The 24,020-nt window shown below is 69.3% G+C and carries 27 protein-coding genes; 8 read left to right on the forward strand and 19 right to left on the reverse strand.

Going from position 1 to position 24,020, the window contains the following annotated elements; all coding sequences use genetic code 11:
* Positions 1-115: 115 nt before the first annotated feature.
* A complete protein-coding gene (locus F788_RS0101640) occupies positions 116-649 on the reverse strand; it encodes a DUF192 domain-containing protein (protein ID WP_019589060.1) in 534 nt (177 codons plus the stop codon).
* 15 nt (positions 650-664) lie between these two features.
* Complete coding sequence (locus F788_RS0101645; RefSeq protein WP_018869738.1) at positions 665-940, reverse strand: heavy-metal-associated domain-containing protein; 276 nt, start codon at positions 938-940, stop codon at positions 665-667.
* Positions 941-1,024: 84 nt separating this feature from the next.
* On the opposite strand from F788_RS0101645, the gene ilvD reads away from it, so the two are divergent.
* Positions 1,025-2,881 carry a dihydroxy-acid dehydratase gene (gene ilvD / locus F788_RS0101650; protein ID WP_019589061.1) on the forward strand — a complete coding sequence of 619 codons (1,857 nt, stop codon included), beginning with the start codon at positions 1,025-1,027 and terminating at the stop codon, positions 2,879-2,881.
* A 40-nt stretch (positions 2,882-2,921) separates the two neighbouring features.
* Here ilvD and F788_RS0101655 read toward each other — a convergent pair whose 3' ends face one another.
* Together F788_RS0101655 and F788_RS0101660 are read right to left on the reverse strand one after the other, a co-directional pair.
* Complete coding sequence (locus tag F788_RS0101655) at positions 2,922-3,524, reverse strand: DUF502 domain-containing protein (protein WP_019589062.1); 603 nt, start codon at positions 3,522-3,524, stop codon at positions 2,922-2,924.
* A 57-nt stretch (positions 3,525-3,581) separates the two neighbouring features.
* Positions 3,582-4,619: a lipid A deacylase LpxR family protein gene (locus tag F788_RS0101660; RefSeq protein WP_019589063.1), complete on the reverse strand. Its 1,038-nt coding sequence runs from the start codon at positions 4,617-4,619 to the stop codon at positions 3,582-3,584.
* Between F788_RS0101660 and F788_RS0101665 the strand changes: the two genes are divergently transcribed.
* Positions 4,618-6,345: a potassium/proton antiporter gene (locus F788_RS0101665; protein WP_019022720.1), complete on the forward strand. Its 1,728-nt coding sequence runs from the start codon at positions 4,618-4,620 to the stop codon at positions 6,343-6,345. The genes F788_RS0101660 and F788_RS0101665 overlap by 2 nt on opposite strands.
* Here F788_RS0101665 and F788_RS0101670 read toward each other — a convergent pair whose 3' ends face one another.
* A complete protein-coding gene (locus F788_RS0101670) occupies positions 6,346-8,406 on the reverse strand; it encodes a UvrD-helicase domain-containing protein (protein ID WP_019589065.1) in 2,061 nt (686 codons plus the stop codon).
* A 112-nt stretch (positions 8,407-8,518) separates the two neighbouring features.
* On the opposite strand from F788_RS0101670, the gene F788_RS0101675 reads away from it, so the two are divergent.
* Genes F788_RS0101675 through F788_RS0101685 form a run of 3 tightly spaced genes read left to right on the forward strand, consistent with a single transcriptional unit; the run spans position 8,519 to position 10,101 of the window.
* Positions 8,519-8,899 (forward strand): co-chaperone YbbN, encoded by a 381-nt coding sequence (locus F788_RS0101675; RefSeq protein WP_019589066.1) that lies wholly within the window; start codon positions 8,519-8,521, stop codon positions 8,897-8,899.
* A complete protein-coding gene (ampD, locus tag F788_RS0101680) occupies positions 8,896-9,480 on the forward strand; it encodes a 1,6-anhydro-N-acetylmuramyl-L-alanine amidase AmpD (protein ID WP_019589067.1) in 585 nt (194 codons plus the stop codon). Before F788_RS0101675 ends, ampD begins: the two co-directional genes overlap by 4 nt.
* Positions 9,481-9,501: 21 nt before the next feature.
* Positions 9,502-10,101: a histidine phosphatase family protein gene (locus F788_RS0101685; RefSeq protein ID WP_019022724.1), complete on the forward strand. Its 600-nt coding sequence runs from the start codon at positions 9,502-9,504 to the stop codon at positions 10,099-10,101.
* Position 10,102: 1 nt separating this feature from the next.
* On the opposite strand, the gene F788_RS0101690 is transcribed toward F788_RS0101685, so the two are convergent.
* On the reverse strand, positions 10,103-10,420 hold the full coding sequence (locus F788_RS0101690) for a DUF2322 family protein (protein ID WP_019022725.1): 318 nt from the start codon (positions 10,418-10,420) through the stop codon (positions 10,103-10,105).
* Positions 10,421-10,553: 133 nt separating this feature from the next.
* Here F788_RS0101690 and F788_RS0101695 point away from each other — a divergent pair, with 133 nt between their 5' ends.
* The gene (locus F788_RS0101695) at positions 10,554-11,333 is read left to right on the forward strand and encodes an inositol monophosphatase family protein (RefSeq protein WP_019022726.1); all 780 of its coding nucleotides are present in this window, start codon (positions 10,554-10,556) and stop codon (positions 11,331-11,333) included.
* A 13-nt stretch (positions 11,334-11,346) separates the two neighbouring features.
* Here F788_RS0101695 and F788_RS0101700 read toward each other — a convergent pair whose 3' ends face one another.
* From F788_RS0101700 to F788_RS0101760, 13 genes are all read right to left on the reverse strand, one after another.
* The gene (locus F788_RS0101700) at positions 11,347-11,667 is read right to left on the reverse strand and encodes a helix-turn-helix domain-containing protein (RefSeq protein WP_019022727.1); all 321 of its coding nucleotides are present in this window, start codon (positions 11,665-11,667) and stop codon (positions 11,347-11,349) included.
* Positions 11,664-12,674, reverse strand: a complete 1,011-nt coding sequence (gene dusB, locus F788_RS0101705) for a tRNA dihydrouridine synthase DusB (protein WP_019589068.1) — start codon at positions 12,672-12,674, stop codon at positions 11,664-11,666. Before dusB ends, F788_RS0101700 begins: the two co-directional genes overlap by 4 nt.
* 43 nt (positions 12,675-12,717) lie before the next feature.
* On the reverse strand, positions 12,718-13,569 hold the full coding sequence (locus tag F788_RS0101710) for a zinc-ribbon and DUF3426 domain-containing protein (RefSeq protein ID WP_019589069.1): 852 nt from the start codon (positions 13,567-13,569) through the stop codon (positions 12,718-12,720).
* A 27-nt stretch (positions 13,570-13,596) separates the two neighbouring features.
* A complete protein-coding gene (gene prmA / locus F788_RS0101715) occupies positions 13,597-14,478 on the reverse strand; it encodes a 50S ribosomal protein L11 methyltransferase (protein WP_019569503.1) in 882 nt (293 codons plus the stop codon).
* Between the two features lie 7 nt (positions 14,479-14,485).
* Positions 14,486-15,829 (reverse strand): acetyl-CoA carboxylase biotin carboxylase subunit, encoded by a 1,344-nt coding sequence (accC, locus tag F788_RS0101720; RefSeq protein ID WP_019569504.1) that lies wholly within the window; start codon positions 15,827-15,829, stop codon positions 14,486-14,488.
* A 34-nt stretch (positions 15,830-15,863) separates the two neighbouring features.
* On the reverse strand, positions 15,864-16,322 hold the full coding sequence (gene accB, locus F788_RS0101725) for an acetyl-CoA carboxylase biotin carboxyl carrier protein (RefSeq protein WP_019022731.1): 459 nt from the start codon (positions 16,320-16,322) through the stop codon (positions 15,864-15,866).
* Between the two features lie 6 nt (positions 16,323-16,328).
* The gene (aroQ, locus tag F788_RS0101730; protein WP_018869755.1) at positions 16,329-16,772 is read right to left on the reverse strand and encodes a type II 3-dehydroquinate dehydratase; all 444 of its coding nucleotides are present in this window, start codon (positions 16,770-16,772) and stop codon (positions 16,329-16,331) included.
* A 139-nt stretch (positions 16,773-16,911) separates the two neighbouring features.
* Positions 16,912-17,484 carry a redoxin domain-containing protein gene (locus F788_RS0101735; RefSeq protein WP_019022732.1) on the reverse strand — a complete coding sequence of 191 codons (573 nt, stop codon included), beginning with the start codon at positions 17,482-17,484 and terminating at the stop codon, positions 16,912-16,914.
* A complete protein-coding gene (dsbD, locus tag F788_RS0101740) occupies positions 17,481-19,802 on the reverse strand; it encodes a protein-disulfide reductase DsbD (RefSeq protein WP_026332672.1) in 2,322 nt (773 codons plus the stop codon). The genes F788_RS0101735 and dsbD overlap by 4 nt, the downstream gene beginning before the upstream one ends.
* Entirely contained in the window at positions 19,790-20,122 is a 333-nt protein-coding gene (cutA, locus tag F788_RS0101745; RefSeq protein WP_019589071.1) for a divalent-cation tolerance protein CutA, read from the reverse strand. The genes dsbD and cutA overlap by 13 nt, the downstream gene beginning before the upstream one ends.
* A gap of 34 nt (positions 20,123-20,156) precedes the next feature.
* Positions 20,157-20,960: an efflux RND transporter periplasmic adaptor subunit gene (locus F788_RS0101750; protein ID WP_019589072.1), complete on the reverse strand. Its 804-nt coding sequence runs from the start codon at positions 20,958-20,960 to the stop codon at positions 20,157-20,159.
* The gene (locus F788_RS0101755) at positions 20,957-22,261 is read right to left on the reverse strand and encodes a TolC family protein (RefSeq protein ID WP_019589073.1); all 1,305 of its coding nucleotides are present in this window, start codon (positions 22,259-22,261) and stop codon (positions 20,957-20,959) included. The genes F788_RS0101750 and F788_RS0101755 overlap by 4 nt, the downstream gene beginning before the upstream one ends.
* Positions 22,262-22,337: 76 nt before the next feature.
* On the reverse strand, positions 22,338-22,892 hold the full coding sequence (locus tag F788_RS0101760) for a thioredoxin fold domain-containing protein (RefSeq protein ID WP_019589074.1): 555 nt from the start codon (positions 22,890-22,892) through the stop codon (positions 22,338-22,340).
* A 151-nt stretch (positions 22,893-23,043) separates the two neighbouring features.
* Here F788_RS0101760 and F788_RS0101765 point away from each other — a divergent pair, with 151 nt between their 5' ends.
* Positions 23,044-23,544, forward strand: coding sequence for an FxsA family protein (locus F788_RS0101765; RefSeq protein ID WP_019589075.1), 501 nt, complete (start codon positions 23,044-23,046; stop codon positions 23,542-23,544).
* 154 nt (positions 23,545-23,698) lie between these two features.
* On the forward strand, positions 23,699-23,989 hold the full coding sequence (gene groES / locus F788_RS0101770) for a co-chaperone GroES (RefSeq protein ID WP_019589076.1): 291 nt from the start codon (positions 23,699-23,701) through the stop codon (positions 23,987-23,989).
* Positions 23,990-24,020 lie beyond the last annotated feature (31 nt).

A 24,020-nucleotide genomic window follows, 5' to 3' on the forward strand; every position in this document is an offset into this window, starting at 1 on the left:
ATCCAGTTGGCCAATACAGTTGGGTGATGCGGCGGACGGGCACGGGTTCGGTCCCGGTGCCTGCATTGATTCCGGAGGCGGCGCGCGCATGGTCAGCAGGCGCCCGGTCAGGCTGTCAGTGGTCCCGGGCGGCCTCGCGCGCGGCATCCAGGCCGGGGATGCGCTCCCCCGCCTCGATCCCGTGCTGCGCGAACCATTGCGCGTTGACCTCCAGTGCATACTCGATCGGTGCCACGGACCAGTGCAGGCGGGTGGTCTCGGGCGCCATGGTCTCGATGTTGGTGATCTCGCCGTCGCCGTCGATAAACGCGACGTCCAGCGGGATGAGCGTATTGCGCATCCACATCGCCCGGCGATCCGGCGTATCCCAGATGAACAGCATGCCGCGGTCGTCCGCGAGCGCCTCGCGGAACATGAGGCCCTGGCTGCGGCTGGCGTCATCCGCGGCCAGTTCCACCGTCAGTTCCCGCTCGCCGACCTCCAGGGTCGTCTCCGGCAGGCCGCCCTGTTCGGGCGGGGTGGCCGCGGCCGGCGCGGCCAGCGCCACCGCAGCCACCAGAACGACCAGGCCGGCCCGCCACCGTGCCGGATGTCGGTGGCGGACGGCCGGGGCCGGCCGGCTCCGGGCATGCCCCGCGTCATGGTTCATGCCGGATGCCTGCGCTCAGCTGTCACCGCTCATGCGTCCGACCGCGCAGCTGGCGAACGACTTCGCCCGGGCCCCGGCGGAGCGCAGTCCGGAGACCGAGCCGACCTCCGGATAGCCCATGTGGGCCAGTTTCTCGCGGATCGCGTCGGTGGCGGACTCCGGCGCGGTGACCTCCACGGCCCCGTTCTCGACGTCCACCTCGGCGGACTCCACGCCCTCGACCTGCATCAGGCCCTTGCGGATGGAGCTGGCGCAGCCGCCGCACTTGATGTTCTCGACCTCGAATTTCATGAACGCTTCCTCCCCTACTGGGTATTGATGCTCGCATTATGTACGATTTCGCATTTCCACGAACGTTCGCGAGACCTGCCCATCATGCCTGCCTATCGTTCCCGCACAACCACCCACGGCCGCAACATGGCCGGGGCCCGCGCCCTGTGGCGCGCCACCGGCATGAAGGACGGTGACTTCGACAAGCCGATCGTCGCCGTCGCCAACTCCTTCACCCAGTTCGTGCCGGGACACGTGCATCTGAAGGACATGGGCCAGCTGGTCGCGCGCGAGATCGAACAGGCCGGTGGCGTGGCCAGGGAATTCAACACCATCGCGGTGGACGACGGTATCGCGATGGGCCACGGCGGGATGCTCTATTCGCTGCCGTCGCGCGAGATCATCGCCGACTCGGTGGAGTACATGGTCAACGCCCACTGCGCCGACGCGCTGGTGTGCATCTCCAACTGCGACAAGATCACCCCCGGGATGCTGCTCGCCGCGATGCGCCTGAACATCCCGGTGGTGTTCGTCTCCGGCGGGCCGATGGAGGCCGGCAAGGTGCAGGCGCCCGGGCAGGACAACGTGATCCACCTCGATCTGGTGGATGCGATGGTCAAGGCCGCCGACTCCAGCGCCAGCGACGAAGAGGTGGAGGCCGTCGAGCGTTCCGCCTGCCCGACCTGCGGCTCCTGCTCCGGCATGTTCACCGCCAACTCGATGAACTGCCTGACCGAGGCCCTGGGGCTGTCGCTGCCGGGCAACGGTTCGCTGCTGGCCACGCATGCCGCGCGCCAGGCCCTGTTCGAGGAGGCCGGGCGGCGCGTGGTCGACCTGGCGAAACGCTATTACGAGCAGGACGACGCCTCGGCCCTGCCGCGTTCCATCGCGACTTTCGAGGCGTTCGAGAACGCGATGAGCCTGGACATCGCGATGGGCGGTTCCACCAACACCGTGCTGCACCTGCTGGCGGCCGCGCGCGAGGGCGAGGTCGACTTCACCATGGCTGACATCGACCGCCTGTCGCGCCACGTGCCCAACCTGTGCAAGGTGGCCCCGGCGACGCAGCAGTACCACATGGAGGACGTGCACCGCGCCGGCGGCGTGGTCGGCATCCTCGCCGAACTGGACCGCGGCGGGCTGATCCACCGCGACATCCCGACCGTGCATGCCCCGACCCTGGGCGCCGCCCTGGAGCAGTGGGACGTGATGCGCCATGCCGCCGAGTCCGAGCGCCTGTACAGCGCCGCGCCGGGCGGGGTGCCCACCCAGACCGCCTTCAGCCAGGACCGCGCCTGGGACAGCCTCGACCTCGACCGCGCCAACGGCTGCATCCGCGATATCGAACATGCCTACTCGCAGGACGGCGGCCTGGCCGTGCTCTACGGCAACATGGCACCGGACGGCTGCATCGTGAAGACCGCCGGCGTCGACGAGAGCATCCTGACCTTCTCCGGCCCGGCGCGGGTGTTCGAGAGCCAGGACGCCGCGGTGGAGGCCATCCTCGCTGACCGCATCCGGGCGGGCGACGTGGTGATCATCCGCTACGAGGGTCCGAAGGGCGGTCCCGGCATGCAGGAGATGCTCTATCCCACCTCGTATCTGAAGTCGAAGGGGCTGGGCAAGGACTGCGCGCTGATCACCGACGGGCGGTTCTCCGGTGGCACCTCCGGGCTGTCCATCGGCCATGTCTCGCCGGAGGCGGCGCAGGGCGGGGCGATCGGCCTGATTGAAGAGGGTGACACCATCGTGATCGACATCCCCGCGCGCGACATTCGCATCGACGTGGACGACGCCACCCTGGCGGCGCGGCGCGAGGCGATGGAGGCCCGCGGGGCGAAGGCCTGGAAGCCCGAGTCGCGCAATCGGCCGGTGACTCAGGCTCTGCGCGCCTATGCTCTGATGACCACTTCGGCCGCGTTCGGCGCGGTGCGCGACATCTCCCCGCTGGAGGACGGCTGACGCCGGCCGCCGCGCTGCAGCGTCCGGTTTACGTCCCCGTTTACACTCCGGGCTCGTCCTTGCGCGCGGAGACCCCGGCGGTCAGGGCGTAGCGCATGGCATCTTCCAGCGACAGCTCCAGCGGTTCCACCCGGTCGCGCGGCAGCATCAGGGTGTAGCCGCCGATCTGGTAGCTCATCGGCATGTACACCGCGAGGGTCTCCGCCCCGCCCAGTGCGTCCGGCAGGCCTTCGAAGTCCTCGCGCGTGACGAAGCCGATGACGCGCGCTTCCAGCCCCGGCAGCGTGACCAGCACTGCCTGGCCGAACTGCTGGTGGATGTCGCCGGAGACCAGGCGGGTGACGTCGCGTACCGTGCCATGGATGGTCTTGACCACCGGGATCCGCTGCATCAGGCCCTCCAGCCAGTTGAACAGCCAGCGCACCAGGTAGGCCTGCAGCAGCACGCCCACCGCGAACACCAGCCCGACACCGGCGGCGATCCCCATGCCCGGTACGTACAGCAGGTCCGGCAGGACGGCCTGCAGCAGGCCGCCCAGGACCTGTTCCGCGGTGCTGCCCAGCCACCACAGCAGGGCCAGCGTGACCATCGCCGGCAGGATCGCGGCCAGGCCGGTGAGGAAGGTTCGGGAAATCTTGCGCACGCGGGTTCTCCGGAAGGGGCGACGCCTCGATCGTAACAACGCCGGGGCGGGCGGGGTTCAGAACTGCCAGGTGGCGTGCAGCGAGCCGAACTCCGCGGCGCCGGTGGCCTGGCCGCTGAATTCGCGCGAGCGCCAGACATGGGTATAGCCCAGACGCACCCCGTGCCAGTGGAACACCACGCCCGCGGTGAATTCGCCCACCACCGGGTGCTTGTCCACCGACGGGCCGTCGCGGAACAGCGGCCCGTCGAGGAACAGATCGTAGGCCATCAGGCGGGTGTCCACCCCGGCGAACAGGTAGCCGCCGGCGGTGTCGACCGCCTCGAAGGTGTGTGATCCGGACAGTGCCGGGTTGATCCGCGGCGGGCCGAAATCGCGGGGCAGGTTGCGGCCCGTGCGCAGGATCGCGCCGGCATTGGCGAAGGTGAACGGGCTGCCGATGGAGGCGCCCCAGTGTGGAGTCAGGTCCCAGTCCCAGCCCCCTCCCAGATGGCCCGAACGGCCGCGCAGCTGGCGTTCGTAGCCCAGCATCAGCGTGAGCTCGTTGCCGATCTGCGCGTCCCATCCGCGCGGATCGGGGGCGCCCGTCAGGTCATGGACCGTCTCCTGGGTGCGGTCGGCCAGGGACGCCGGGCCCACTGTCCCGAGCGTGACCTGCAGCCGGTCGAGCCGGTCGCCGTGGTCCTCGGCCAGGCTGAAGTTCAGGTACAGCCAGCCGGCGTAGGGGCGGTCGTCCGGGTCCGGCTGCTCGCGTTCGATGTCCTCCGGGGTGTACATGTTCTGCGCCAGGTGCACCGAGGTCTTCAGGCGGCCGCGTTCCTCGCGATCGACGAACAGCGGGAAGAAGTCCGCCACGTCCTGGAGCCAGGGCGGGACCCGTTCGCCGCGCCGCGTCCAGCCGGCGCGCACGCCATTGGTGTAGTAGCGGTCCTCGCCGGCGAACAGGTCGTTCTCGAACTCGAAATGCAGGGCATCCACGCCGCCGCGTTCGGCCGCCGCGGGCGAGCCCGCCAGCGACCCCGACAGCAGGGCGGTGATGGCGATTACTGAGACCGCGGGCCGGAGGCAGGGAATGCTCCGGTATGATGGCGCCATGGATTTCTCCAGTCAGATCATCTTTCTCGTCGCCGTGGTCCTGCTCGGCAGCATCCTGTCCAGCGTGGTCACCTCGCGGCTGGGTGTACCACTGCTGCTGGTGTTCCTCGGCATCGGCATGCTGCTGGGCCCGGAGGGCCCCGGCGGCGTGTCGTTCGAGAATATCACCCTGGCCCATCTGATCGGCTCCGCGGCCCTGGCCATCATCCTGTTCGATGGCGGGATGCGCACGCCGGCGCGCAATTTCCGTATCGGACTGAAGCCGGCGGTGGGGCTGGCCACCGTGGGGGTGCTGATCACCTCCGGCCTGACCGGGCTGTTCGCGGTGTGGTGGCTGGGGCTGTCGTGGCTGGAGGGACTGCTGCTGGGGGCGATCGTCGGTTCCACCGACGCGGCGGCGGTGTTTTCCCTGCTGCGCTCGCGCGGGCTGGAGCTGAAGAGCCGCGTGGGGGCGACCCTGGAGATCGAGTCGGGATCCAACGACCCGATGGCGATCTTCCTCACCATCGTGCTGATCGAGCTGATCCTGATGGATCAGCCCGATTTCGGGGTGGTGGTGCTGGTCGAGTTCGTGCAGCAGATGGGGCTGGGGGCCCTGCTGGGGGTCGGGGGCGGGCTCGCGCTGCTGGCGCTGATCAACCGCGTGCCGATGTCGGCCGGGTTCTACCCGCTGTTCGCGCTGGCCGGGGCGCTGGCGATCTTCGGCCTCACCGGCATGGTGGGCGGTTCGGGCTTCCTCGCGGTGTATCTCGCCGGGCTGCTGCTGGGCAATCGGCCGCTGGAGGCCTCGCAGAACATCAAGCGTTTCCACGACGGCATCGCGGCGCTCGCACAGATCGGCATGTTCCTGATGCTGGGGATGATCGTCACGCCTTCGGAGCTGCCGCCGGTGGCGCTGGATGCGGGCCTGGTGGCGCTGGTGCTGATCCTGCTGGCACGCCCGCTGGCGGTCGCGCTGTGCCTGTACCCGTTCCGCTTCCCGTGGCGCGAGCAGCTGTTCATCGCCTGGGTCGGGCTGCGCGGGGCGGTGCCCATCATCCTCGCGCTGTTCCCGTTGCTGGCCGGGCTGGAGCTGGCGGAATACTTCTTCCACGTGGTGTTCTTCGTGGTGCTGATCTCGCTGATGGTGCAGGGCTGGACCGTGGCCTCCTCGGCGCGCTGGCTGGGCCTGGAGCTGCCGCCGACCACCACCCGGGTCCAGCGCACCGAGCTGGACATCCCCGGACAGCAGGAGATGGAGCTGGTGGGCTACCGGCTGGCGGAGACCACGCCGGTGGTGCGCGAGGCCTGGTCCGGTTTCCGTCTGCCGGGGTCGGCGCGGGTGGTCGCGCATCTGCGGGAAGGCCAGCTGCTGGAGACCCTGGAACTGCTGGACCTGCAGGCCGGCGACCATCTCTACATTATGGTCGCGCCCGCCGATCTGCCGGACCTGGACCGTCTGTTCGTGCCGCAGGAAGAGGTGCCGGAACGCCTGACCGAGCGCAGCGTGTTCGGGGAGTTTGCCCTCAACGGCGATGCCCTGCTGGGGGCGGTGGGCATGACCTACGGCGCGCCGGTGCCGTCCGAACGTCAGGGCGAGACCCTGGAGGCCTTCCTGCGCGCCGAACTGCAGACCGAGCCGGTGGTGGGGGACTTCGTGGATCTCGGGCCCACGCGCCTGGTGGTGCGCGAGATGGAGGGCGCGCGCATCACCCGGGTCGGCCTCAAGCTGCTGAAGAAGGAGTGATCACTTCTCCAGCATGGCCTTGAGCCCGGCGAGATGGGCGCGCGCCGTGAGCTGCTGGGTCTCCGGGTCCGGCGGCTTTGCGTCGGGCCAGTCGAGGTGTTCCTCGGGCAGCTCGTCGAGAAAGCGCGACGGTTCGCAGTCGAGAGTCTCACCGTAGCGCTTGCGGCTGCGCGCGTAGGTGATCAGCAGGGTCTGCTGCGCGCGTGTCAGCCCGACGTAGGCCAGGCGGCGCTCCTCCTCGATGGCGTCGTCCTCCAGGCTCACGCGGTGCGGCAGCAGCTCCTCCTCGAAGCCGACCAGGCACACGTGCGGGAACTCCAGGCCCTTGGCGGTGTGCAGGGTCAGCAGCTGCACCGCCTCGGTATCGTCCTGGGCATCGCGGTTGCGGTCGAGGATGTCCATCAGGCTGATGCGGTTGACGATGTCGGCCAGTTCCATGCCGTCCTTGTCGTCCGCCGTGTCGTCGCCGTATTCGGCCTCCGGCGCGCGCGAGCCGGCCAGGCGTGCGACCCAGTCGATGAATTCACGCACCTGTTCCATGCGCCGGGTGGCGGCGCGCGGGTTGGCGCTGTTGTCCAGTAGCCAGGATTCGTAGTCGATGTCCTCCACCAGCGCGCGCAGCAGGGCATCCGGGGCCTCCTCGGCCGCGCGTGCGCGGAAGCCGTCGACCCAGTCGACGAAGCGTTCCAGACGCGCCCGGGCACGCTCGTCCATGTATTCGGCCAGGCCGGCCCCGCGCGCGGCCTGCAGCAGCGAGACCCCGCGCTGGTTGGCGTACTGGCCGAGTTTTTCCAGAGTGGCCGGGCCGATCTCGCGGCGCGGTACGTTGACCACGCGCAGAAAGGCGGTGTTGTCGTCCGGGTTGGCCAGCAGGCGCAGGTAGGCCACCAGATCCTTGATCTCGGCCTTCTCGAAGAACGATTGCCCGCCGCTCAGGCGGTAGGGGATGCCCTGCTCGCGCAGCAGCTTCTCGAACAGCCGCGACTGGTGGTTGCTGCGGTAGAGGATGGCGAAATCGCCCCAGCCGGCGTTCAGGCGGAAGCGCCGGCGCATCAGCTCGGAGACTACCCGCGCGGCCTCGGCGTCGGAGTCCGCGCAGTCGATCACCTCGACCTTCTCGCCCTCGCCCAGCGCGCTCCACAGGCGCTTCTCGAACACGTGCGGGTTGTTGGCGATCAGCGCGTTGGCGGTGGCCAGGATGCGGTTGGTGGAGCGGTAGTTCTGCTCCAGCTTGACCACTTCCAGACGCGGAAAGTCCTGTTGCAGGCGCGCGAGGTTCTCCGGGCGCGCGCCGCGCCAGGCGTAGATCGACTGGTCGTCGTCGCCGACCACGGTCAGCCCGTCGCTGACCCCGACCAGCAGGCGCACCAGCTGGTACTGCGCGGAGTTGGTGTCCTGGTATTCGTCCACCAGCAGGTGGCGGATGCGGTCCTGCCAGCGGTTGCGCAGGTCGGCGTCCGCGCGCAGGCAGTCCACCGGGCGCTTGATCAGGTCGTCGAAATCCACCGCGTTGTAGGCACGCAGGGCCTGTTCATAGCGCGGGTAGAGATTGGCCGCGAGCACGGCCCCGGGGGCTTCGTCGCCTGCCTGGCTGGCCTCGGCCAGCGCCTCGTCGGGGGTCAGCAGGTCGTTCTTCCAGCGGCTGATGTGGCCGATCAGGTCATCCACCTCGGCCGCGGTGTCGTCGCGGTGGGTGATCTCGCGCAGCAGCTGGCGACAGTCGCCGGGGTCGAGGATGGAGAAGCCCGGGCGCAGGCCGGTGGCCGCCAGTTCGCGGCGCAGGAACTGCAGGCCGAAGGTGTGGAAGGTGGACACGCCCAGCCCGCGGCTCTGTTCCCGCGACAGCCGCCCCTGCACCCGCTCGCGCATCTCGCGCGCGGCCTTGTTGGTGAAGGTGATCGCGACGATCTGGCGCGCGGCCAGGCCGCGCTTTTCCACCAGGTGCGCAATCTTCTCGGTGATCACGCGGGTCTTGCCCGAGCCCGCGCCGGCCAGGACCAGCAGCGGACGGTCGGTGGTGGAGACGGCGGCGTGTTGCTGGGGATTGAGCTGTTCGGACACCGGCGGGTCGCTTCCTCGGGACGCGGGCGCGTAAACTACCCCACGCGTCATTGATCATAAAGCCCCGCCGGTCGGCTGTCGTCGCTCCCGGCGGGCACGTCATGGAGGCAGTGTGCCGCAACCGTCCCGTGTCGACGAATCACCCGCCAGCGGGGGCCTTCCGGCCCTCGATGCCGGGGGCTTCCACCACCGCCTGCAGGAGGTGGACGGGGCGGCCGTGGTGATGTTCACGCGGCCCGGCTGCAGCGCCTGCCACGCGATGGGCGACGCCCTGCGGCGCTGGCGCGCCGAGGGCGATGCGCCCGAGCTGTTTCGCGTGGATGCCGAGATCGACACCGCACTGGTGCGCGAGTTCGAGGTCTTTCACCTGCCGGCACTGTTCGTGTTTCTGGACGGCGAGTACCACGGCCCGCTGCAGGCCCCGCCGCGCGTGCCGCTGCTGCGTGCGGCTCTGGAGGAACGCCTGCGCCAGCCGCCGGAGGAGGCGCCATGAGCGCGGTCGGCGAGGACGGCGGGGCGCGCGACTGGTGGCCGGTCGCCGAGTGCAGCGAGAGCCCGAATCAGGATGCGCGCCCGGCCGGGATGCAGCCGGAACTGATCGTGGTGCACGCGATCAGTCTGCCGCCGGGCGAGTTCGGTGGACCGCACGTCGAGGCCCTGTTCCACAACCGGCTGGACCCGGCCGCGCATCCGTTCTTCGCCGGGATCCGTGACCTGCGGGTGTCGGCGCATGTGTTCATCGATCGCGCGGGCCGGGCGACCCAGTTCGTCCCGTTCAGCCGGCGCGCCTGGCATGCCGGCGTTTCCGCGTGGCGTGGGCGCGAGCGCTGCAACGATTTCTCCATCGGGATCGAACTGGAGGGGGACGACCATACCCCCTTCACCGCGGTGCAGTATGCCGAGCTGGCGGCGCTGATCCGCTGGCTGCGGGAGCATTTCCCGGCGATCGCCGCGGACGCCCTGGCGGGGCACAGCGACATCGCCCCGGGGCGCAAGACCGACCCCGGTCCGTGCTTCGACTGGGATCGGTTGCACGCCCTGCTGGGGGAGCCTCGAGCCATCGCCCCCTGGTGAATCCACCCCTGGAGCAAGTAGATGATCGTCGACCTGATGCGACACGGAGAGCCCGCCGGCGGCCAGCGCTTTCGCGGCCACGGCTGCGACGACCCCCTGAGCGAGACCGGCTGGCGCCAGATGGAGCGCGCCGCGGCCGCCGAGACCGGATGGCAGCGGATCGTGACTTCGCCGCTGGCGCGCTGCCGCGCGTTTGCCGAACACCTGGCGGACGAGCGTGGTGTGGCGCTGGCGACGGCGCATGACCTGCGCGAGATCGGCTTCGGCGCCTGGGAGGGCCGCACCCGCGCCCAGCTGCAGGAGGAACGTCCGGAGGAATACCGCGCCTTCTACGCCGACCCCGAGCACAACCGGCCGGAGGGGGCGGAGATGCTGGATGCGTTTCGTCAGCGGGTGGCGGCGGCCTTTGCCGAGAGCGTGGAAGCGCCCGGCCGGTCCGACGAACACGTGTTGCTGGTGGTCCACGCCGGCGTGATCCGTGCGCTGGTCGGCGGCGTAATGGCCGTACCGGACGGCCACCTGTTCCAGCTCGACTGCGACTACGCCAGCCTCACCCGGATCCATCGCCAGACCGACCGCGGCTGGCGGCTGGCGTTCACCAACCGGGTCGTGGCGGACTGACTCAGCCGGCGTTGCTCTTGCGCTTCGGGACCGCCTTCACCGACAGGTAGTAGTCGTTCTCGAGGATGTCGATCAGACGGTCGATGTTGGGGTGCCTGCCCGGGTTGGCGCGGGCCTCGTCGGCATGGCTGCCGTACATCAGCAGACCGGAATTGGCCGCCTTGGGACCGATGCCGCCGAAATCCAGCGCCAGCTGGTAGTACACCTGCAGGGAGAGCTTCTGCCCCTCCTGGTTCTCGATGGTGGCGGTGGGGTTGTAGTCCTCGCCGAACAGTTCGAGGCGTTCGATATTGCTCACGTCGGGCAGCTTTTTGGACATGCCGGGCTCCTCGGATGAATCGGCGGCATTATCGGGGCTGCCCGGCCCGGCCACAACCGTCCGCAATCATGGCGGGTTCGTCGCGTCGTGCCGCTCCTGCTACGATAGCGGCTTTTCCCCGAGGACCGAGAACATGCAGGCAAGCCCGTTCCTGGAAGCCGCGCAGGCTGCGGCCGACGCCGCCGAGAAGGTGATCCGTCACTACTACGAACACGGCGTGGACGTTGAAACCAAGGCCGACGACACGCCGGTCACGCGTGCCGACGTGGAGAGCGAAGAGGCGATCCGCTCGATCATCCGCGAGCGCTTTCCGGATCACGGTTTCTACGGCGAAGAGACGGGCCAGTCGGACATGGACTCCGACTATGTCTGGCTGATCGACCCGATCGACGGCACCAAGAGCTTCGTGCGCCGCTACCCGTTCTTCTCCACCCAGATCGCGCTGATGTACAAGGGCGAGCTGATTCTGGGCCTGTCGAGCGGGCCGCAGTTCGGCGAGCGCGCCTGGGCCGAGAAGGGACAGGGCGCCTGGCTCAACGGCGAGCGCATCGGCGTGGAGAAGGGCATCACCGCGGTCGATCGCGCGACCCTGTCCACCGGCAACCTCCGCTCGCTGGCGGCGCGCGGCGACTGCTGGAACGCGCTGGGCGGGATCGTCGCCGAGGTCAACCGCGTCCGCGGTTACGGCGACTTCTACCATTACCACCTGCTGGCCCGCGGCAGCATCGACTGCATCGTGGAGTCGGACGTGAACATCCTCGACATTGCGGCCCTGGCCGTGATCGTGCGCGAAGCGGGCGGGACGTTCACCGACCTCGCCGGCGGCGAGCTGGACCTCGACACCAGCACGGTGCTGGCGGCGGGCACCCCCGAGCTGCACGCCACCCTGCGCGAGCGTCTCGCCTGGGGGTGACCCGCCGAGCTGGCTAGTCGAGCAGCCCGTGGCTGCGCAGCTTCTTGCGCAGGGTCGCGCGGTTGAGGCCGAGCACGGCCGCCGCGCGGCTCTGGTTGTGGCCACAGCGTTCCAGCACGCAGGCCAGCAGCGGGCGTTCGACCTCCTCCATCACCAGGGCGTAGAGGTCGTGGCTGGACTGCCCGTCCAGGGTGTCGAAATAGTCTTCCATGGCCTGATGGACGGACTGCGCGAGGACGCTGTCCGATTCCGGCGGCGCGGCCGGACCCTGTCCCGGCCATGTCGTCTGTCCGTTGCCGTCCTTGCGACGCGCGGGATTCCCGTTGCTGCTCATGCGGCCCTGTCCGAATCGTCCGCAGGCGAATCGCCTGATGGAAACATTGCCTCGAGGCGCCGGAGCTGTTCGCCGGCGTCCTCCAGGGCGAACAGTTCGGCCCGCAGTGCGCGGGTCTCTGCCTCGCCTCTCCCCAGCTGCTCAAGATACCAGCCGATGTGCTTGCGGGCGATACGCACGCCCTGATGCGGACCATATTGCCGGTGCAGGGCGGCGACGTGCTCGCGCATCAGGCCCGCGATGGACGCGGGGTCGGGTGCGTCCGGCAGGGCCTCGCCGGCCAGCGCGGCGCGGATCCGTCCCGGCAGCCACGGGCGTCCCTGCGCGCCGCGCCCGATCATGATCCCGGTGGCACCGGTGCGGGCGAGGGCCCGCCGGGCATCCTCGACGTCGCGGATGTCCCCGTTGGCCAGCACCGGCAGGTCCGTGGCGGCCACCACCCGGGCGATCGCCTCGTGATCCGCCGCGCCGCGATAGCCCGCCGCCCGGGTGCGGCCATGCACCGTGAGCATCGCAATCCCGGCATCTGCGGCGATCCCGGCAATGGTTTCCGCGTTCATGCGCTCGGTGTCCAGGCCCAGACGCATCTTCAGGGTGACCGGTACGCCGGCGTTTTCGGTGAGGGCCTGCAGCAGCTCGCGGACCAGCCCGGTGTCGCCCATCAACGCCGAACCGGCGGCGCGGCTGCAGACCTTCTTGGCCGGGCAGCCCAGGTTGAGGTCGATGATATCGGCACCGCGGGCGACGTTTTCACGCGCTGCGTCGGCCAGGGCCCCGGGCTCGTTTCCCAGCAGCTGGACGATGCGCGGTGACGGTTCGGCCGCGTGATCCAGGCGGTGCCGGCTCTTGGCGCTGTCCCACAGGTTTTGCTGCGAGGTGACCATCTCCGAGACCGCCGCGCTGGCCCCCAGGCGGCGCGCGAGCAGGCGGAAAGGCCGGTCGCTGACCCCGGCCATGGGCGCGAGGAAGACCGGCGGGTCGGAGAAATGGTGGCGGCCGAGCTGCATGCCGTCAGTTTAGCAGCCCGCACGCCCGGCGCAGGAATCCGCGTCAGCGCGGCCGGACGTGGACCCCGCTCAGGCGCGGGTGCTCGGTGCGTATGCGCAGGGCGACGGGCCAGGGCCGGTGGGCGGCCATTTGCGGAGGGGGATCACCGTCCGGGGCATAGACCCGCGGATGGATGCGCTCGCGGGCATGGGTGCGGCCCAGAGTGTCCGACAGGGCAATATCCAGCAGCGGCCAGGCCTGAGCGCGGGATTCGCGGTTGTAGAGCTCGAAGATGAGCCAGCGGCCGCTGCCGGCGCCGGCCGGGTGCAGCGAAGGAGTGGAGACACGAACGGACTCGGGCGCGCGATGGGCGCGTTCGGGGCAGTGCAGGCGCTCGCACAGCGAGGTCCGCAGGGTCTCCAGCGCGGGTTCTTGCGTGATGGCGCGTGGCGGGAAGGCCAGCAACTGGAAGAGCAGCCCCAGCAGGAGGAGGCTTGCCAGCGCGGCACCGCCGAAACGGGTCCGGTGTGCGCTTCGGGCGGGTCGTATCTGCGGGCCGTCCGGGCGCCCCGGAGCCCCCCGGGCGGGACGCTCGCGCTCCGGCTCGGGATCGGGGGCTGCGGGGGGGCGCGTGGACGGTTCCGGGTACGGCACGGAGCGCGCGGACTGGGTGTCGGGAGATCCGACGGTCGGGTGCGAAAGGGTGGGCGCTCCTTCGTCCGGCCTGCCGGGGGCGGCGGGGACCGGCTGCAGGCCGGCCCCGTTTGCGGGTTCGCCCGCCGGGGCGATCTCCAGAGCGGGGAACCAGGCGAACGCACGGCCGCAGGCCTCGCAGCGGACCCGTGCGTGGTGCGCGTTGCCGGGCGGGCGGGCCACCACATGGGCAACGCTGCAATGCGGGCAGCGGACCAGCATTACGCGGCAGGCCGTCCGGCCGGTGGGTCAGCGGCGGCGGCCGTCCAGCAGGGCCCAGCCATCGCGGGAATCGCGGACACCGATATCGAATGCATGGGCATAGGCCTCCATGACCTCTTCCGCCTGACGATCCAGCAGTCCGGCCATCAGGATGCGCCCGCCCGGACGGGTGGCCGCGGTGAGCACCGGGGCCAGTTCGATCAGCGGGCGCGTGAGGATGTTGGCCAGCACCAGATCGGAGCCGCCTTCGGGCAGCGGGTGATCGGTGAGTCCGGCCTGCAGACGGTCGCTGCCGATGCCGTTGGCGGCCGCGTTGGATTCGGTGGCCTGGACCGCCTGGGGGTCGTTGTCGATCCCGAGGGCGTGGCGCGCCCCCAGCTTGAGCGCGGCGATCGCGAGGATCCCGGAGCCGCAGCCGTAGTCCAGCACCTCGAGGTCACGCGGCGGGTCCTCGGCCAGGGCGGTCAGGCACATCGCGGTGGTGGGGTGGTTGCCGGTGCCGAAGGCCAGGCCGGGGTCGAGGTGCACGAAGACCCCGTCCTCGACGTCCGGTTGTTCCTCCCAGGACGGCACGATCCACAGCGGCCCGCCGCAGTGGATGGCCTCCAGCCCGTCCAGGCCCGCGCGCACCCAGTCCTGGTCGGTGATGTCGGTGACCTGCAGCTCGGAGGGGGCGGGGTCGCGCTGGAGCATCGAGGCCGAGGCCAGCTCCGCCGCGGTGCGGTCGGAGAACACGGCCTTCAGGCGGATGTCCGACCACAGCGGGTGGGTGCCCGGGGGCGGCTCGAACAGGGGTTCGTCGGCGGCATCGAACAGTTCCACGCTGACCGCGCCCAGTTCGAACAGCAGCTCTTCCAGGGCCTCGGCATCGCCGGGTTCGACCCGGCATTCCAGTTCGGCAAGACTCATGCGGCCCTCAGTGTGCCTTCAGCTTCTTTTCCAGGTAGTGGATGTCGGTGGCACCCCGCTGGAAATTGGCGTCGTTCATCAGGTCGGAATGCAGGCTGATGTTGGTGCGGATGCCGTCGACGATGATCTCGCCGAGGGCGCCGCGCATGCGCGCGATGGCGATGTCGCGCGTGGTGCCGTGGGCAATCAGTTTGCCGACCATGGAATCGTAATGCGGCGGGACCGCATAGCCGTTGTAGATATGCGTGTCCATGCGGATCCCGGGGCCGCCGGGGGCGTGGTACTGCTGGATGGTGCCGGGGCTGGGGACGAAGGTCGCGGGGTCCTCGGCGTTGATGCGGCATTCGATCGCATGGCCGTGGATGGTGACGTCGTCCTGGGTGATGCCCAGCGGTTCGCCGGCGGCGATGCGGATCTGCTCACGCACCAGGTCGATGCCGGTGACCTGCTCGGTCACCGTGTGCTCGACCTGCAGCCGGGTGTTCATCTCGATGAAGAAGAACTGCCCGTCCTCGTACAGGAACTCGAAGGTCCCGGCCCCGCGATAGCCGATCTCCTGGCAGGCGCGGATCAGGCGTTCGCTCATGTCGCGGCGCTGGGTGGCGGTGATCTCCGGGGCCGGGGCCTCCTCGATCACCTTCTGGTGGCGCCGCTGCATGGAGCAGTCGCGCTCGCCCAGGCATACCGCGTTCCCGTGGGTGTCCGCGAGGATCTGGAACTCCACGTGGCGCGGGCGCTCGAGGAATTTCTCCATGTACAGGGTGTCGTCACCGAAGCCCTGACGGGCCTCGTTGCGGGTCAGGGAGATCGCGTTGAGCAGCGCACCCTCGGTATGCACCACGCGCATCCCGCGGCCACCGCCGCCGGCAGCCGCCTTCACGATGACCGGGTAGCCGATCTCGCGGGCCAGCTGCAGGTTGGCGTCGGGGTCCTCGCCCAGCGCGCCGCCGGAGCCCGGCACGCAGGGGACCCCGGCGGAGAGCATGGCCTGCTTGGCCGAGACCTTGTCGCCCATCAGGCGGATGGTCTCGGCGCGCGGGCCGATGAAGGCGAAGCCGCTGGATTCCACGCGTTCGGCGAAGTCGGCGTTCTCCGACAGGAAGCCATAGCCGGGGTGGATGGCGCCGGCATCGGTGACCTCGGCCGCGGCGATCAGCGCCGGGATGTTGAGATAGCTCTCGTTCGAGGGGGCGGGACCGATGCAGACCGATTCGTCGGCCAGGCGCACGTGCTTGAGGTCGCGGTCGGCGTCGGAGTGCACGGCCACGGTGGCGATGCCCATCTCGCGGCAGGTGCGCAGTACCCGCAGGGCGATTTCGCCGCGATTGGCGATCAGGATTTTTTCAAACATGCTCGGACCTGTGTTCGGCGAAGACGGTGAAGGCTCACGCGATGATGAACAGCGGCTGGCCGTATTCCACCGGATTGCCATTCTCCACCAGGATCTGGCGGACGGTGCCGGCCTGGTCCGCTTCCAGCGGGTTGAGCATCTTCATCGCCTCGATGATGCACAGGGTGTCGCCCACCTCCACCTGCTGTCCGACTTCGACGAACGGCGTGGCGCCGGGGCTGGGGGCGCGGTAGAAGGTGCCGACCATGGGCGCGGTCACGCGGTGGCCCTCGAGTTCCTCCGGTTCATCCGCGCCCGCTTCCTCGGCCGCGGCGGCGGGAGCGGGCGGTGCGGGCGGCGGCGCGGCGGCCGGCATCGGTGCGGGCTGTGCCTGGGGGACGCCCCCGGGCGAGCGGGTGATGCGCACCGACTCCTCGCCCTCGTTGATCTCGATTTCGTGGATCCCGCTCTCCTCGAGCAGGTCGATCAGTTTCTTGACCTTGCGGATATCCATGGGTGCCTATGACTCCTTGATGGCTGCAATCGCCGCGTCCAGCGCCAGCCGGTACCCCCGGGGGCCGAAACCGGCCAGGGTAGCGGCGGCGACGTCGGCCAGCAGCGATGTCTGCCGGAACGCCTCGCGGGCATGGACGTTGCTGATATGGATCTCGTAGAACGGGATCGCGACCCCCAGCAGGGCGTCACGCAGGCTGACGCTGGTGTGGGTCAGTCCGCCCGGGTTGATCAGGATACGGCGCACGTCCTCGCCCGGCGCCGCGTGGATGCGGTCGATCAGGGCGCCCTCGTGATTGCTCTGAAAGCAGTTCAGGCGGATCCCCGCCTCGTGCGCCCGGTTCTCCAGATCCGCCTCGATGTCCGCCAGCGTGGCATGGCCATAGCGCTCCGGCTCCCGCTGTCCGAGCAGGTTCAGGTTGGGGCCGTTGAGCAGCAGGATGGTGGCCATGACGGGAATCGGCGGCGATCCGGACGTGAATGGGGGCGAACGCGCCGGAACATGCCGGCGAATCCATGGCCGCGATTCTGCCGCAGGGCGCGCGGGGTGTCCAGCACCTTCGCCGTGCGCCGGAGCGTGCCCGCGCGGGTCAGAGGTATTGCTCCAGCCAGCCGTGCAGGTCGTCTTCGGTAACCTCGCCGCGGTGGGTCTCGCGCACGGTCCCGTCACGATCGATGACCACGGTGTAGGGCAGGGCCCCGATCCGGTTGCCGTATTCGGTCTGGATCTGCATGGCCTCGTCCTGCCCGATCAGGATCGGGAATTCGATGCCGTAGGTGGCGACGAACTGCTCGGTGGCCGACTGTTCGTCCACCGCGACCGCGACGATGTTGAAGTCCTCGTCCCGGTATTCTTCCCAGGTTTCCTGAAAGAGCGGCATTTCCTTCTTGCAGGGCGGGCACCAGGTGGCCCAGAAGTTGAGTACCACCAGGTCGTCGTCCCACTGGTTGAAGGCCTGCTCCTCGCCGTCCAGGTCCGGCAGGGTGAAGTCGACGCGCGACTCGCCGGTCGGGGTGTCCTCCGGCCCCGCGACGTCGGCGGCATCGACATCCGGGTCGCCGCCGGTCGCGGTGTCGCCGGACCGGTCGTTATCCAGGCAGGCGGTCAGGGCCGGGGCGCACAGCCCGATGGCCAGTGCCAGCCACCAGCGGTTCCCGTTCACGGGCGCACCCCCAGGGCATTGTCCAGGTGCTCGAGGAAGGCCTCGGCGTTGAGGTAACCGACGCGGCGAAACTGCGGCAGCGGTTCGCCGTCGCGGTCGTAGAAGACCATCGCCGGCGGGCCGAACAGCTCGAAGTGCTGCATCAGTTCGCGGTGCTCCGAGGTGTTGTCGGTGACGTCGGCCTTCAGCAGATGGACATCCGCGGTGGCGCGGATGACCTGCGGGTCCTGGAAGGTGGTGCGTTCCAGGCGTACGCAGTCCACGCACCAGTCGGCATAGAAGTCCACGAACACCGGTTCGCCGCGTGAGGCGGCCTCCGCCACCTCCCGTTCGAGGTCTTCCAGGCTGTCGATGTAGGTGAACTCCATCTCCGTCGGTCCGCCGTCCGCGGTGGTGACGGCGGGCTGACTGAGGGTGGCCAGCGGGCGGGTCATGTCCTTGCCGCCGGTGGCCGCCCCCAGCATCAGCAGGATGCCGTAGATCAGGATCACCAGGCCGAGCCCCTTCCACAGGGTGTGCCAGCCGGACTTGCCTTCGGGCAGACTCTGCAGCGCCCCCATGTACACCGCGACCACGATGAACAGGGTGGCCCACAGGAACATCGCCACTTCGCCCGGGATGACCCGTTCCAGCAGCCAGATGCCCATGGCCAGCAGGCCCACGCCGAACACCGCCTTGATGGTATCCATCCACGGGCCGGCCTTCGGCAGCAGGCGTCCGGCCGAGGTGCCGATCGCCAGCAGGGGGGCGCCCATGCCCATGCTCAGGGAGAACAGCGCGATCCCGCCCAGCACGGCGTCGCCGGTCTGGCTGATGTAGAGCAGGGCCCCCAGCAGCGGCGCGGTGACGCACGGCCCGACGATCAGGGCCGAGAGGAAGCCCATGACACCGGCGCCGAACAGGGTGCCGCCCTCCTGGCGATTGCTGATGTTCGACAGCTTGCTCTGCACGCCCGCGGGCATCTGCAGGTCGTAGAAGCCGAACATCGACATCGCCAGCGCGACGAAGATGGCGACGAAGGTGCCGATAATCCAGGGGTTCTGGAAGGCGGCCTGCAGGTTGGCCCCGGCCATGCCCGCCAGCACCCCGGCTACGGTGTAAGTGAGCGCCATCGCGAGCACGAACACCAGCGAGATGAAGAACGCCTTGCGGGTGTTCATCTCCTTCTGGCCCAGGATGATGTTGGACAGGATCGGGATCATCGGGAACACGCACGGCGTGAAGGTCAGCAGCAGCCCGAAGCCGAAGAACGCCAGGGCCACCAGCCACACGCGCCCGTCGGCCAGCTGCGCCGCGATGCGGTCCTGTTCCGAGGCCGGCGGGGCGACGGCGTCCTCGTCCTCGGGTGCGGCTTCGCCTTCATCGGGCATGACCGCCGGGTCGGCCTCCGCGGCCAGATCGGAGGCAAAGCTGACCGCGACCTCCTGGGTCAGCGGCGGGTAGCAGATACCCGCGTCCGCACAGCCCTGGTAGTCCACCGCCAGCACGATGTCGGCGACGTCGTCGGCATCGCGCTGCACCGGCACCAGGATCTCCACCTCGTCGCGGAAGATGCGGGTCTCGCCGAAGAACTCGTCTTCGTGCAGTTCGCCGTCCGGCGGGCTGATGTTGCCCAGCTCGATGCCTTCACCTTCGGCGACGCGCACGTCCAGCTGGTCGCGGTAGAGATAGTAGCCGTCGGCGATGTCGAAGCGCAGCACCACGGCGTTCTGGCTGATCGCCTCGGCCGAGGCGGCGAACGCCTCCTCGGGGTCGAGCAGATCCTCGTCCCCGGCAAGCTCGCCGGACATCTGGCCGAGCTCGTCCAGTGCGCCTTCCCCGGCCGCCGTGGTGTCGGCCTCGGCCTCGGCCTCGGCGTCACCCGGCAGGCCCGGCAGGGTGATGGATACGGTCTGGAAATGCGGCGGGTAACAGATGCCGGCATCCGCGCAGCCCTGCGAGCGTGCGGTCAGCTCGATGGTCTCGCTTTCGGCGGCCAGTACCGGCAGCTCGATGCTGACCTCGCCGCGATAGGTCTCGACTCGCCCGAAGAACTCGTCTTCCTTGATCTCGCCGTCCGGGATCGCCGGATCGCCCAGTTCCAGGCCGGGGCTTTCCGGTTCGAACTCGAACTGCTCGCGGTACATGTAGTACTCGTCCGCGATGTCCCAGGTCAGACGGATGGTGGATTCATCCACCGCCTCGGCACTGATCGCGAAGGCGTCGTCCGGGTCGAGCAGGTCGTCGTCCATGCCGAACTGCGCCGCGGCCACTCCGGGCAGCAGCAACAGCACGGTGAACAGGGCGGCAAGCCAGTAACGGAGGTTCATCGGGTGCATTCGTGGATCCAGTTCAGGTAGTCGGGCAGTCCGTCCTCGATCGGCAGGGCGATGATTTCGGGGGTGTCGTACGGATGTTGATCGTGCAGGGTGGCCCGAAGTTCGGGCCAGGCCTCGCGCGAGGTCTTGATCAGCAGGGTGACTTCGCTGTCGACCTCGATGCGGCCCTGCCACTGATAGATCGAGCGGCCGGGTGGGAGCATGTGCACGCAGGCGGCGCGGCCGGCCTCGACCAGGTGGCCGGCCAGGCGTTCGGCGGCGTCGGCATCGTCCAGCGTGGTGATGACCAGCCAGGCCGGTGCGGGGTCGGATTCGCTCATGGTGATGTGCGTCCTCCTGGTTCAGTCCGGATGCTCATTCCAGGCCGAGTTCGATCCGTGCCGCCTGGCCCGCCCGCGGGGCGAGGCCTTCCGGGGGCGTGAACTCGACCCGCAGACGATAGGCGGGGGCGTCCTCTTCGCCGCTGCGCTCCCAGTCCACGTGCTCCACCCGGCCGTCGACGCGGGTGTCGTTCAGGATGACGGTGACCGGGTGCCCGGGTTCCAGGCGTGCGGCGGTATCCGCGTCCACGCGGCCGCGTGCATGCATCGGATCGTCGCGTCCGATCACCGCGAGAACCGGCGGAACCAGCGCGGGGTTCACGTATTCGTTGCGGGTGACGTCCAGGCGCAGCACGCGGCCCTCTCCGGGCGCGGCGATCTCGGTGTCGTGCAAGTCTGCGCGGGCCTGGCGGACCCGGGCGCGGGCCTCCGTCAGGCGCGATTCGGCCGCGGTGTGGTCGATTCGGGCCAGTTCCAGTTCGCGCTCGGCGATCAGGGTCTGGTCGTACAGGTCGCGGGCCTTGCGCAGCTCGCGTTCGGTTTCCGAGGCCTCCAGCTCCAGGCGTTCGACCTCGGCCTGCGCCGCGGAAAGTTCCGCACGGGCCCGGCGATCGTCGATGCGGAACAGGGTGTCATCTTCCATCACCCGGTCGCCGGGCCGGACCCCGATCTCCCGGACCTGACCGGCGACGGGTGCGGTGATCCGGTACTGCTCGCTCCAGGCGAGCTCCGCGTCCACGGTCTGGGCGCCCGCGGCCGGGCTCAGCAACAACAGCGCGAGGCTCGCGCCGATCGCCCGCCGGGTGGTGGGCGGGATTCGGTGAATACGGGTGTTCATGGGGTCCCTCCAAAGGCGGTGGCGTCGGCGGCGAACGGACTCAGGTCCTCGCGGCCGGTCAGCAGGGCAAGGCGTTCGTAGGCCAGGGCCAGCTCGAATTCGGTACGGGCATTGAAATGCGCGGCCGCGCTCTGCTGGACCATGGAGTCGCCGAGGTCGGCCTCGTCTTCCATCTGGTAGAGGTAGCGAGCCCGACTGATGTAGAGGTCGCGGTAGTCCATGCGTGCCAGTGCCTCGTCGCGCTGCACCTCCAGGGTCCGGATTTCGTGAACCAGTTCACGCACCCGGTTGCGGGCCCGGAGCATGGCCTGGTCGCGTTCGGCTTCGGCTTCCCGGCGCTGGGCCACCGCGCGGCCGACGCGGGCATCGCCGCGGCGCCCCTCGAACAGCGGCACCTCCAGCACCAGTGCGGCGGCGAAGGGGTTGCGGTCTCCGCCGAACTCCCGGTTCCAGTAGCCGGTCTCGGCCTCGGCATACAGCCGGGGGCGGCTTTCACTGCGGGCCGCCTGCACGCGGCCGGTGGCGGCCTCGACCCGCTGGCGTTCGGCGGCCAGGGCCGGGCTGCCGGACTCCAGGTCCGCCAGCAGGCTGCGCAGCTCCGGAAGCTCGGGCAGGTCCAGCGGCAGCGGCGGGCCGAGGACGTCGGCCGGCGGGCGTCCGCGGTGATGCAGGGCCTCGGCCAGCTCCGCGCGGCTGCGCTGCTGGCGGTACAGCGAGCGTTGCCGCTGGGTGAAGTGTTCCTGGTATTCCGCTTCCGCCTCGAACAGGTCGATGTCGGAGACCTGGCCCAGCTCGTTACGCTCCTGTATGCGTTCGAGTGTCACGAATGCGGCGGCCATCGCTTCGGTGTCGCGGGCGAAGGCCAGATCGGCGAGGACCACGTCGAAGTAGCGCTCCAGGACCTCAAGGCGGTGCCGGGCGAACGCCAGCCACTCCTCCTGGCGCGCGGCCTCCAGCGCGCTGGCCCCGGCCTCCTCGCGCGCCCGCGAGTGGCCGAAGTCGCTCAGCAGCTTGCGCGCGACCAGAGTCGCACGCGAGTCGTTGTTGCGGTCGTCGGCGATGTTGTCGTTGGGCTCGATCCAGCGGGCTTCCAGCCGCGCGTCCACGCGCAGGTCACGGTCGGCGCGCGTGGCTTCCAGCTCCGCTTCGGCCGCTTCGCGTCGGGCGCGGGCCTGCTGCACGCGGGGGTGCATCGCATTCACCGCCTCGATGGCATGCTGCAGCCGCAGGGGCTGGGGCAGCGGCTCGATGTCCGGCACCACCTCGGCCGACGCGGGACCGCCCGTGCCGACGGCCAGCACGAGGCACGCCGTCAGGAGGGCGCCGGCACGGCGCCCTCGGACAGGGAGACGAGGAGTCATGTCCGCTCCTTTGCGTTCAGCGGCCGCGCTGCTCGCGGCGGAAGCGATTGAAGTTGGTTTCTTCGTGGTGCCCCTCGGCGACAAAACGCCCCAGGGTCAGGAATTCGTCCGCGTCGCGGGTGGCCCCGGTAAAGCGGTGGACCGGTTCGCCGTCCAGGTCGAAGAACTGAAAGACCGGCGTGGCGCGCACACGGAAGTCGCGCGTGGCGAAATCGGCCATCCGCCGGGTCTCGCCGTCGAAGTTGGTGATCTCGACGTCGCCTTCGATGTCCACGCTGAAGATGGCGAAGTGTTCGCGGTAGTAGTCCTGCACCTGCGGCTGATTGAGTACCTGGTTCTTCATCCGATGACAGAACGGACAGGCATCCATCTCGAAGAAGATCAGGATGCCCTTCTTGCCTTCCTCGCGGGCGAGCTCGAGCTCCTCCTGGAAATCGCCGAAGGTCGGCTGGAAGAAGTGTTCTTCCGGATCACGCGGGTCGTCCTGGGCGACGGCCGTTCCGGCCAGCATGAACGCGAGGGTCAGCAGCAGGACCGGAATCACTCGTTGGGACAGCGGGCCGCGTTTCATGTGGCCTCCTTTCTCCGGTGGGCGTCTTCTGTCATTGAGACGCAGGGGAGGGTCGCTAAATTCCGGGGTCACGGCAAGGGAACCCGGCCGAATCGACACCCGTACCCGTGACGTGCTCCAATGATCCCCTCTTTGTCGAATCCTCCTCGCGATGCGTAATCCCCTGTTACCGCTTCTGGTCTTTCTCGGTTTCATCCTGCTCGAGATCTTCGGGTTCGCCTGGGTCGGGGATGCCGTCGGTGCGCTCGCCACGGTGGCGCTGGTCGTGGCGACCGCGGCCGGCGGGATCGTGCTGTTCCGGGTGCAGGGTTTCTACCACTGGCGGCGGCTGCAGCAGAGCCTGGCGCGCGGCGAGGTCCCTGCGCGCGGCCTGCTGGAGGGCTGGCTGCTGATGGCGGCCGCGGTGCTCCTGCTGGTCCCGGGGTTCTTCTCCGATGCGGCCGGCGCGGTGCTGCTGGTGCCACCACTGCGCCGGTTGATTGCCGCGGGCATCCTGCGCCGCGGTCTGGTGCGGGCGCGGAGCGGCCCGTTCCAGGGGCCCGGCCATGATGCCGGCGGCCCGATCGAGGGCGAGTTCCGCCGGCACGATGACGAGGCCGACGGCCGCGACGTGCTCGACCACGATTCCGGCGACGACGATCGGCGTCGCTGAGGGGAACCCCCGGCCCCTCCCGGACGCGTTTCCGTGCTCTTGACTCGTGTTCGTTCGCCCCTATGATTAGCACTCGTTGCGGGTGGCTGCTAACAGGGCATCCATCCGGTTCCCTCAGACCCCTGTTATGAAAAGACAGAAAGGAGTTTCCACCATGAATCTGCGGCCTTTGCACGATCGCGTGATTGTGAAGCGCATGGAAGAAGAACGCACCACGCCCGGCGGCATCGTGATCCCGGATTCGGCGGCCGAAAAGCCGATCCGCGGTGAAGTCGTGGCCGTGGGCAACGGCAAGATCCTGGAGAACGGCGAGAAGCGCGCGCTGGACATCAAGGCCGGCGACAAGGTGCTGTTCGGCAAGTACTCCGGCACCGAGGTCAAGGTCGACGGCGAAGAAGTCCTGGTGATGCGCGAAGACGACGTCATGGCCGTCATCGAGGGCTGAGCCCGCATTCGCGTCACGTAGTTTTATTCAA

Source organism: Thioalkalivibrio sp. ALE10 (assembly GCF_000381385.1).
Taxonomy (GTDB): domain Bacteria; phylum Pseudomonadota; class Gammaproteobacteria; order Ectothiorhodospirales; family Ectothiorhodospiraceae; genus Thioalkalivibrio.

Coding starts and splice junctions, on each gene's coding strand:
- F788_RS0101640 (WP_019589060.1), bottom strand. CDS start 649: ATGAACCATGACGCGGGGCATGCCCGGAGCCGGCCGGCCCCGGCCGTC.
- F788_RS0101645 (WP_018869738.1), bottom strand. CDS start 940: ATGAAATTCGAGGTCGAGAACATCAAGTGCGGCGGCTGCGCCAGCTCC.
- ilvD (WP_019589061.1), top strand. CDS start 1,025: ATGCCTGCCTATCGTTCCCGCACAACCACCCACGGCCGCAACATGGCC.
- F788_RS0101665 (WP_019022720.1), top strand. CDS start 4,618: ATGGATTTCTCCAGTCAGATCATCTTTCTCGTCGCCGTGGTCCTGCTC.
- F788_RS0101660 (WP_019589063.1), bottom strand. CDS start 4,619: ATGGCGCCATCATACCGGAGCATTCCCTGCCTCCGGCCCGCGGTCTCA.
- ampD (WP_019589067.1), top strand. CDS start 8,896: ATGAGCGCGGTCGGCGAGGACGGCGGGGCGCGCGACTGGTGGCCGGTC.
- F788_RS0101685 (WP_019022724.1), top strand. CDS start 9,502: ATGATCGTCGACCTGATGCGACACGGAGAGCCCGCCGGCGGCCAGCGC.
- F788_RS0101690 (WP_019022725.1), bottom strand. CDS start 10,420: ATGTCCAAAAAGCTGCCCGACGTGAGCAATATCGAACGCCTCGAACTG.
- F788_RS0101695 (WP_019022726.1), top strand. CDS start 10,554: ATGCAGGCAAGCCCGTTCCTGGAAGCCGCGCAGGCTGCGGCCGACGCC.
- F788_RS0101700 (WP_019022727.1), bottom strand. CDS start 11,667: ATGAGCAGCAACGGGAATCCCGCGCGTCGCAAGGACGGCAACGGACAG.
- dusB (WP_019589068.1), bottom strand. CDS start 12,674: ATGCAGCTCGGCCGCCACCATTTCTCCGACCCGCCGGTCTTCCTCGCG.
- F788_RS0101710 (WP_019589069.1), bottom strand. CDS start 13,569: ATGCTGGTCCGCTGCCCGCATTGCAGCGTTGCCCATGTGGTGGCCCGC.
- prmA (WP_019569503.1), bottom strand. CDS start 14,478: ATGAGTCTTGCCGAACTGGAATGCCGGGTCGAACCCGGCGATGCCGAG.
- accC (WP_019569504.1), bottom strand. CDS start 15,829: ATGTTTGAAAAAATCCTGATCGCCAATCGCGGCGAAATCGCCCTGCGG.
- accB (WP_019022731.1), bottom strand. CDS start 16,322: ATGGATATCCGCAAGGTCAAGAAACTGATCGACCTGCTCGAGGAGAGC.
- aroQ (WP_018869755.1), bottom strand. CDS start 16,772: ATGGCCACCATCCTGCTGCTCAACGGCCCCAACCTGAACCTGCTCGGA.
- dsbD (WP_026332672.1), bottom strand. CDS start 19,802: ATGCACCCGATGAACCTCCGTTACTGGCTTGCCGCCCTGTTCACCGTG.
- cutA (WP_019589071.1), bottom strand. CDS start 20,122: ATGAGCGAATCCGACCCCGCACCGGCCTGGCTGGTCATCACCACGCTG.
- F788_RS0101750 (WP_019589072.1), bottom strand. CDS start 20,960: ATGAACACCCGTATTCACCGAATCCCGCCCACCACCCGGCGGGCGATC.
- F788_RS0101760 (WP_019589074.1), bottom strand. CDS start 22,892: ATGAAACGCGGCCCGCTGTCCCAACGAGTGATTCCGGTCCTGCTGCTG.
- F788_RS0101765 (WP_019589075.1), top strand. CDS start 23,044: ATGCGTAATCCCCTGTTACCGCTTCTGGTCTTTCTCGGTTTCATCCTG.
- groES (WP_019589076.1), top strand. CDS start 23,699: ATGAATCTGCGGCCTTTGCACGATCGCGTGATTGTGAAGCGCATGGAA.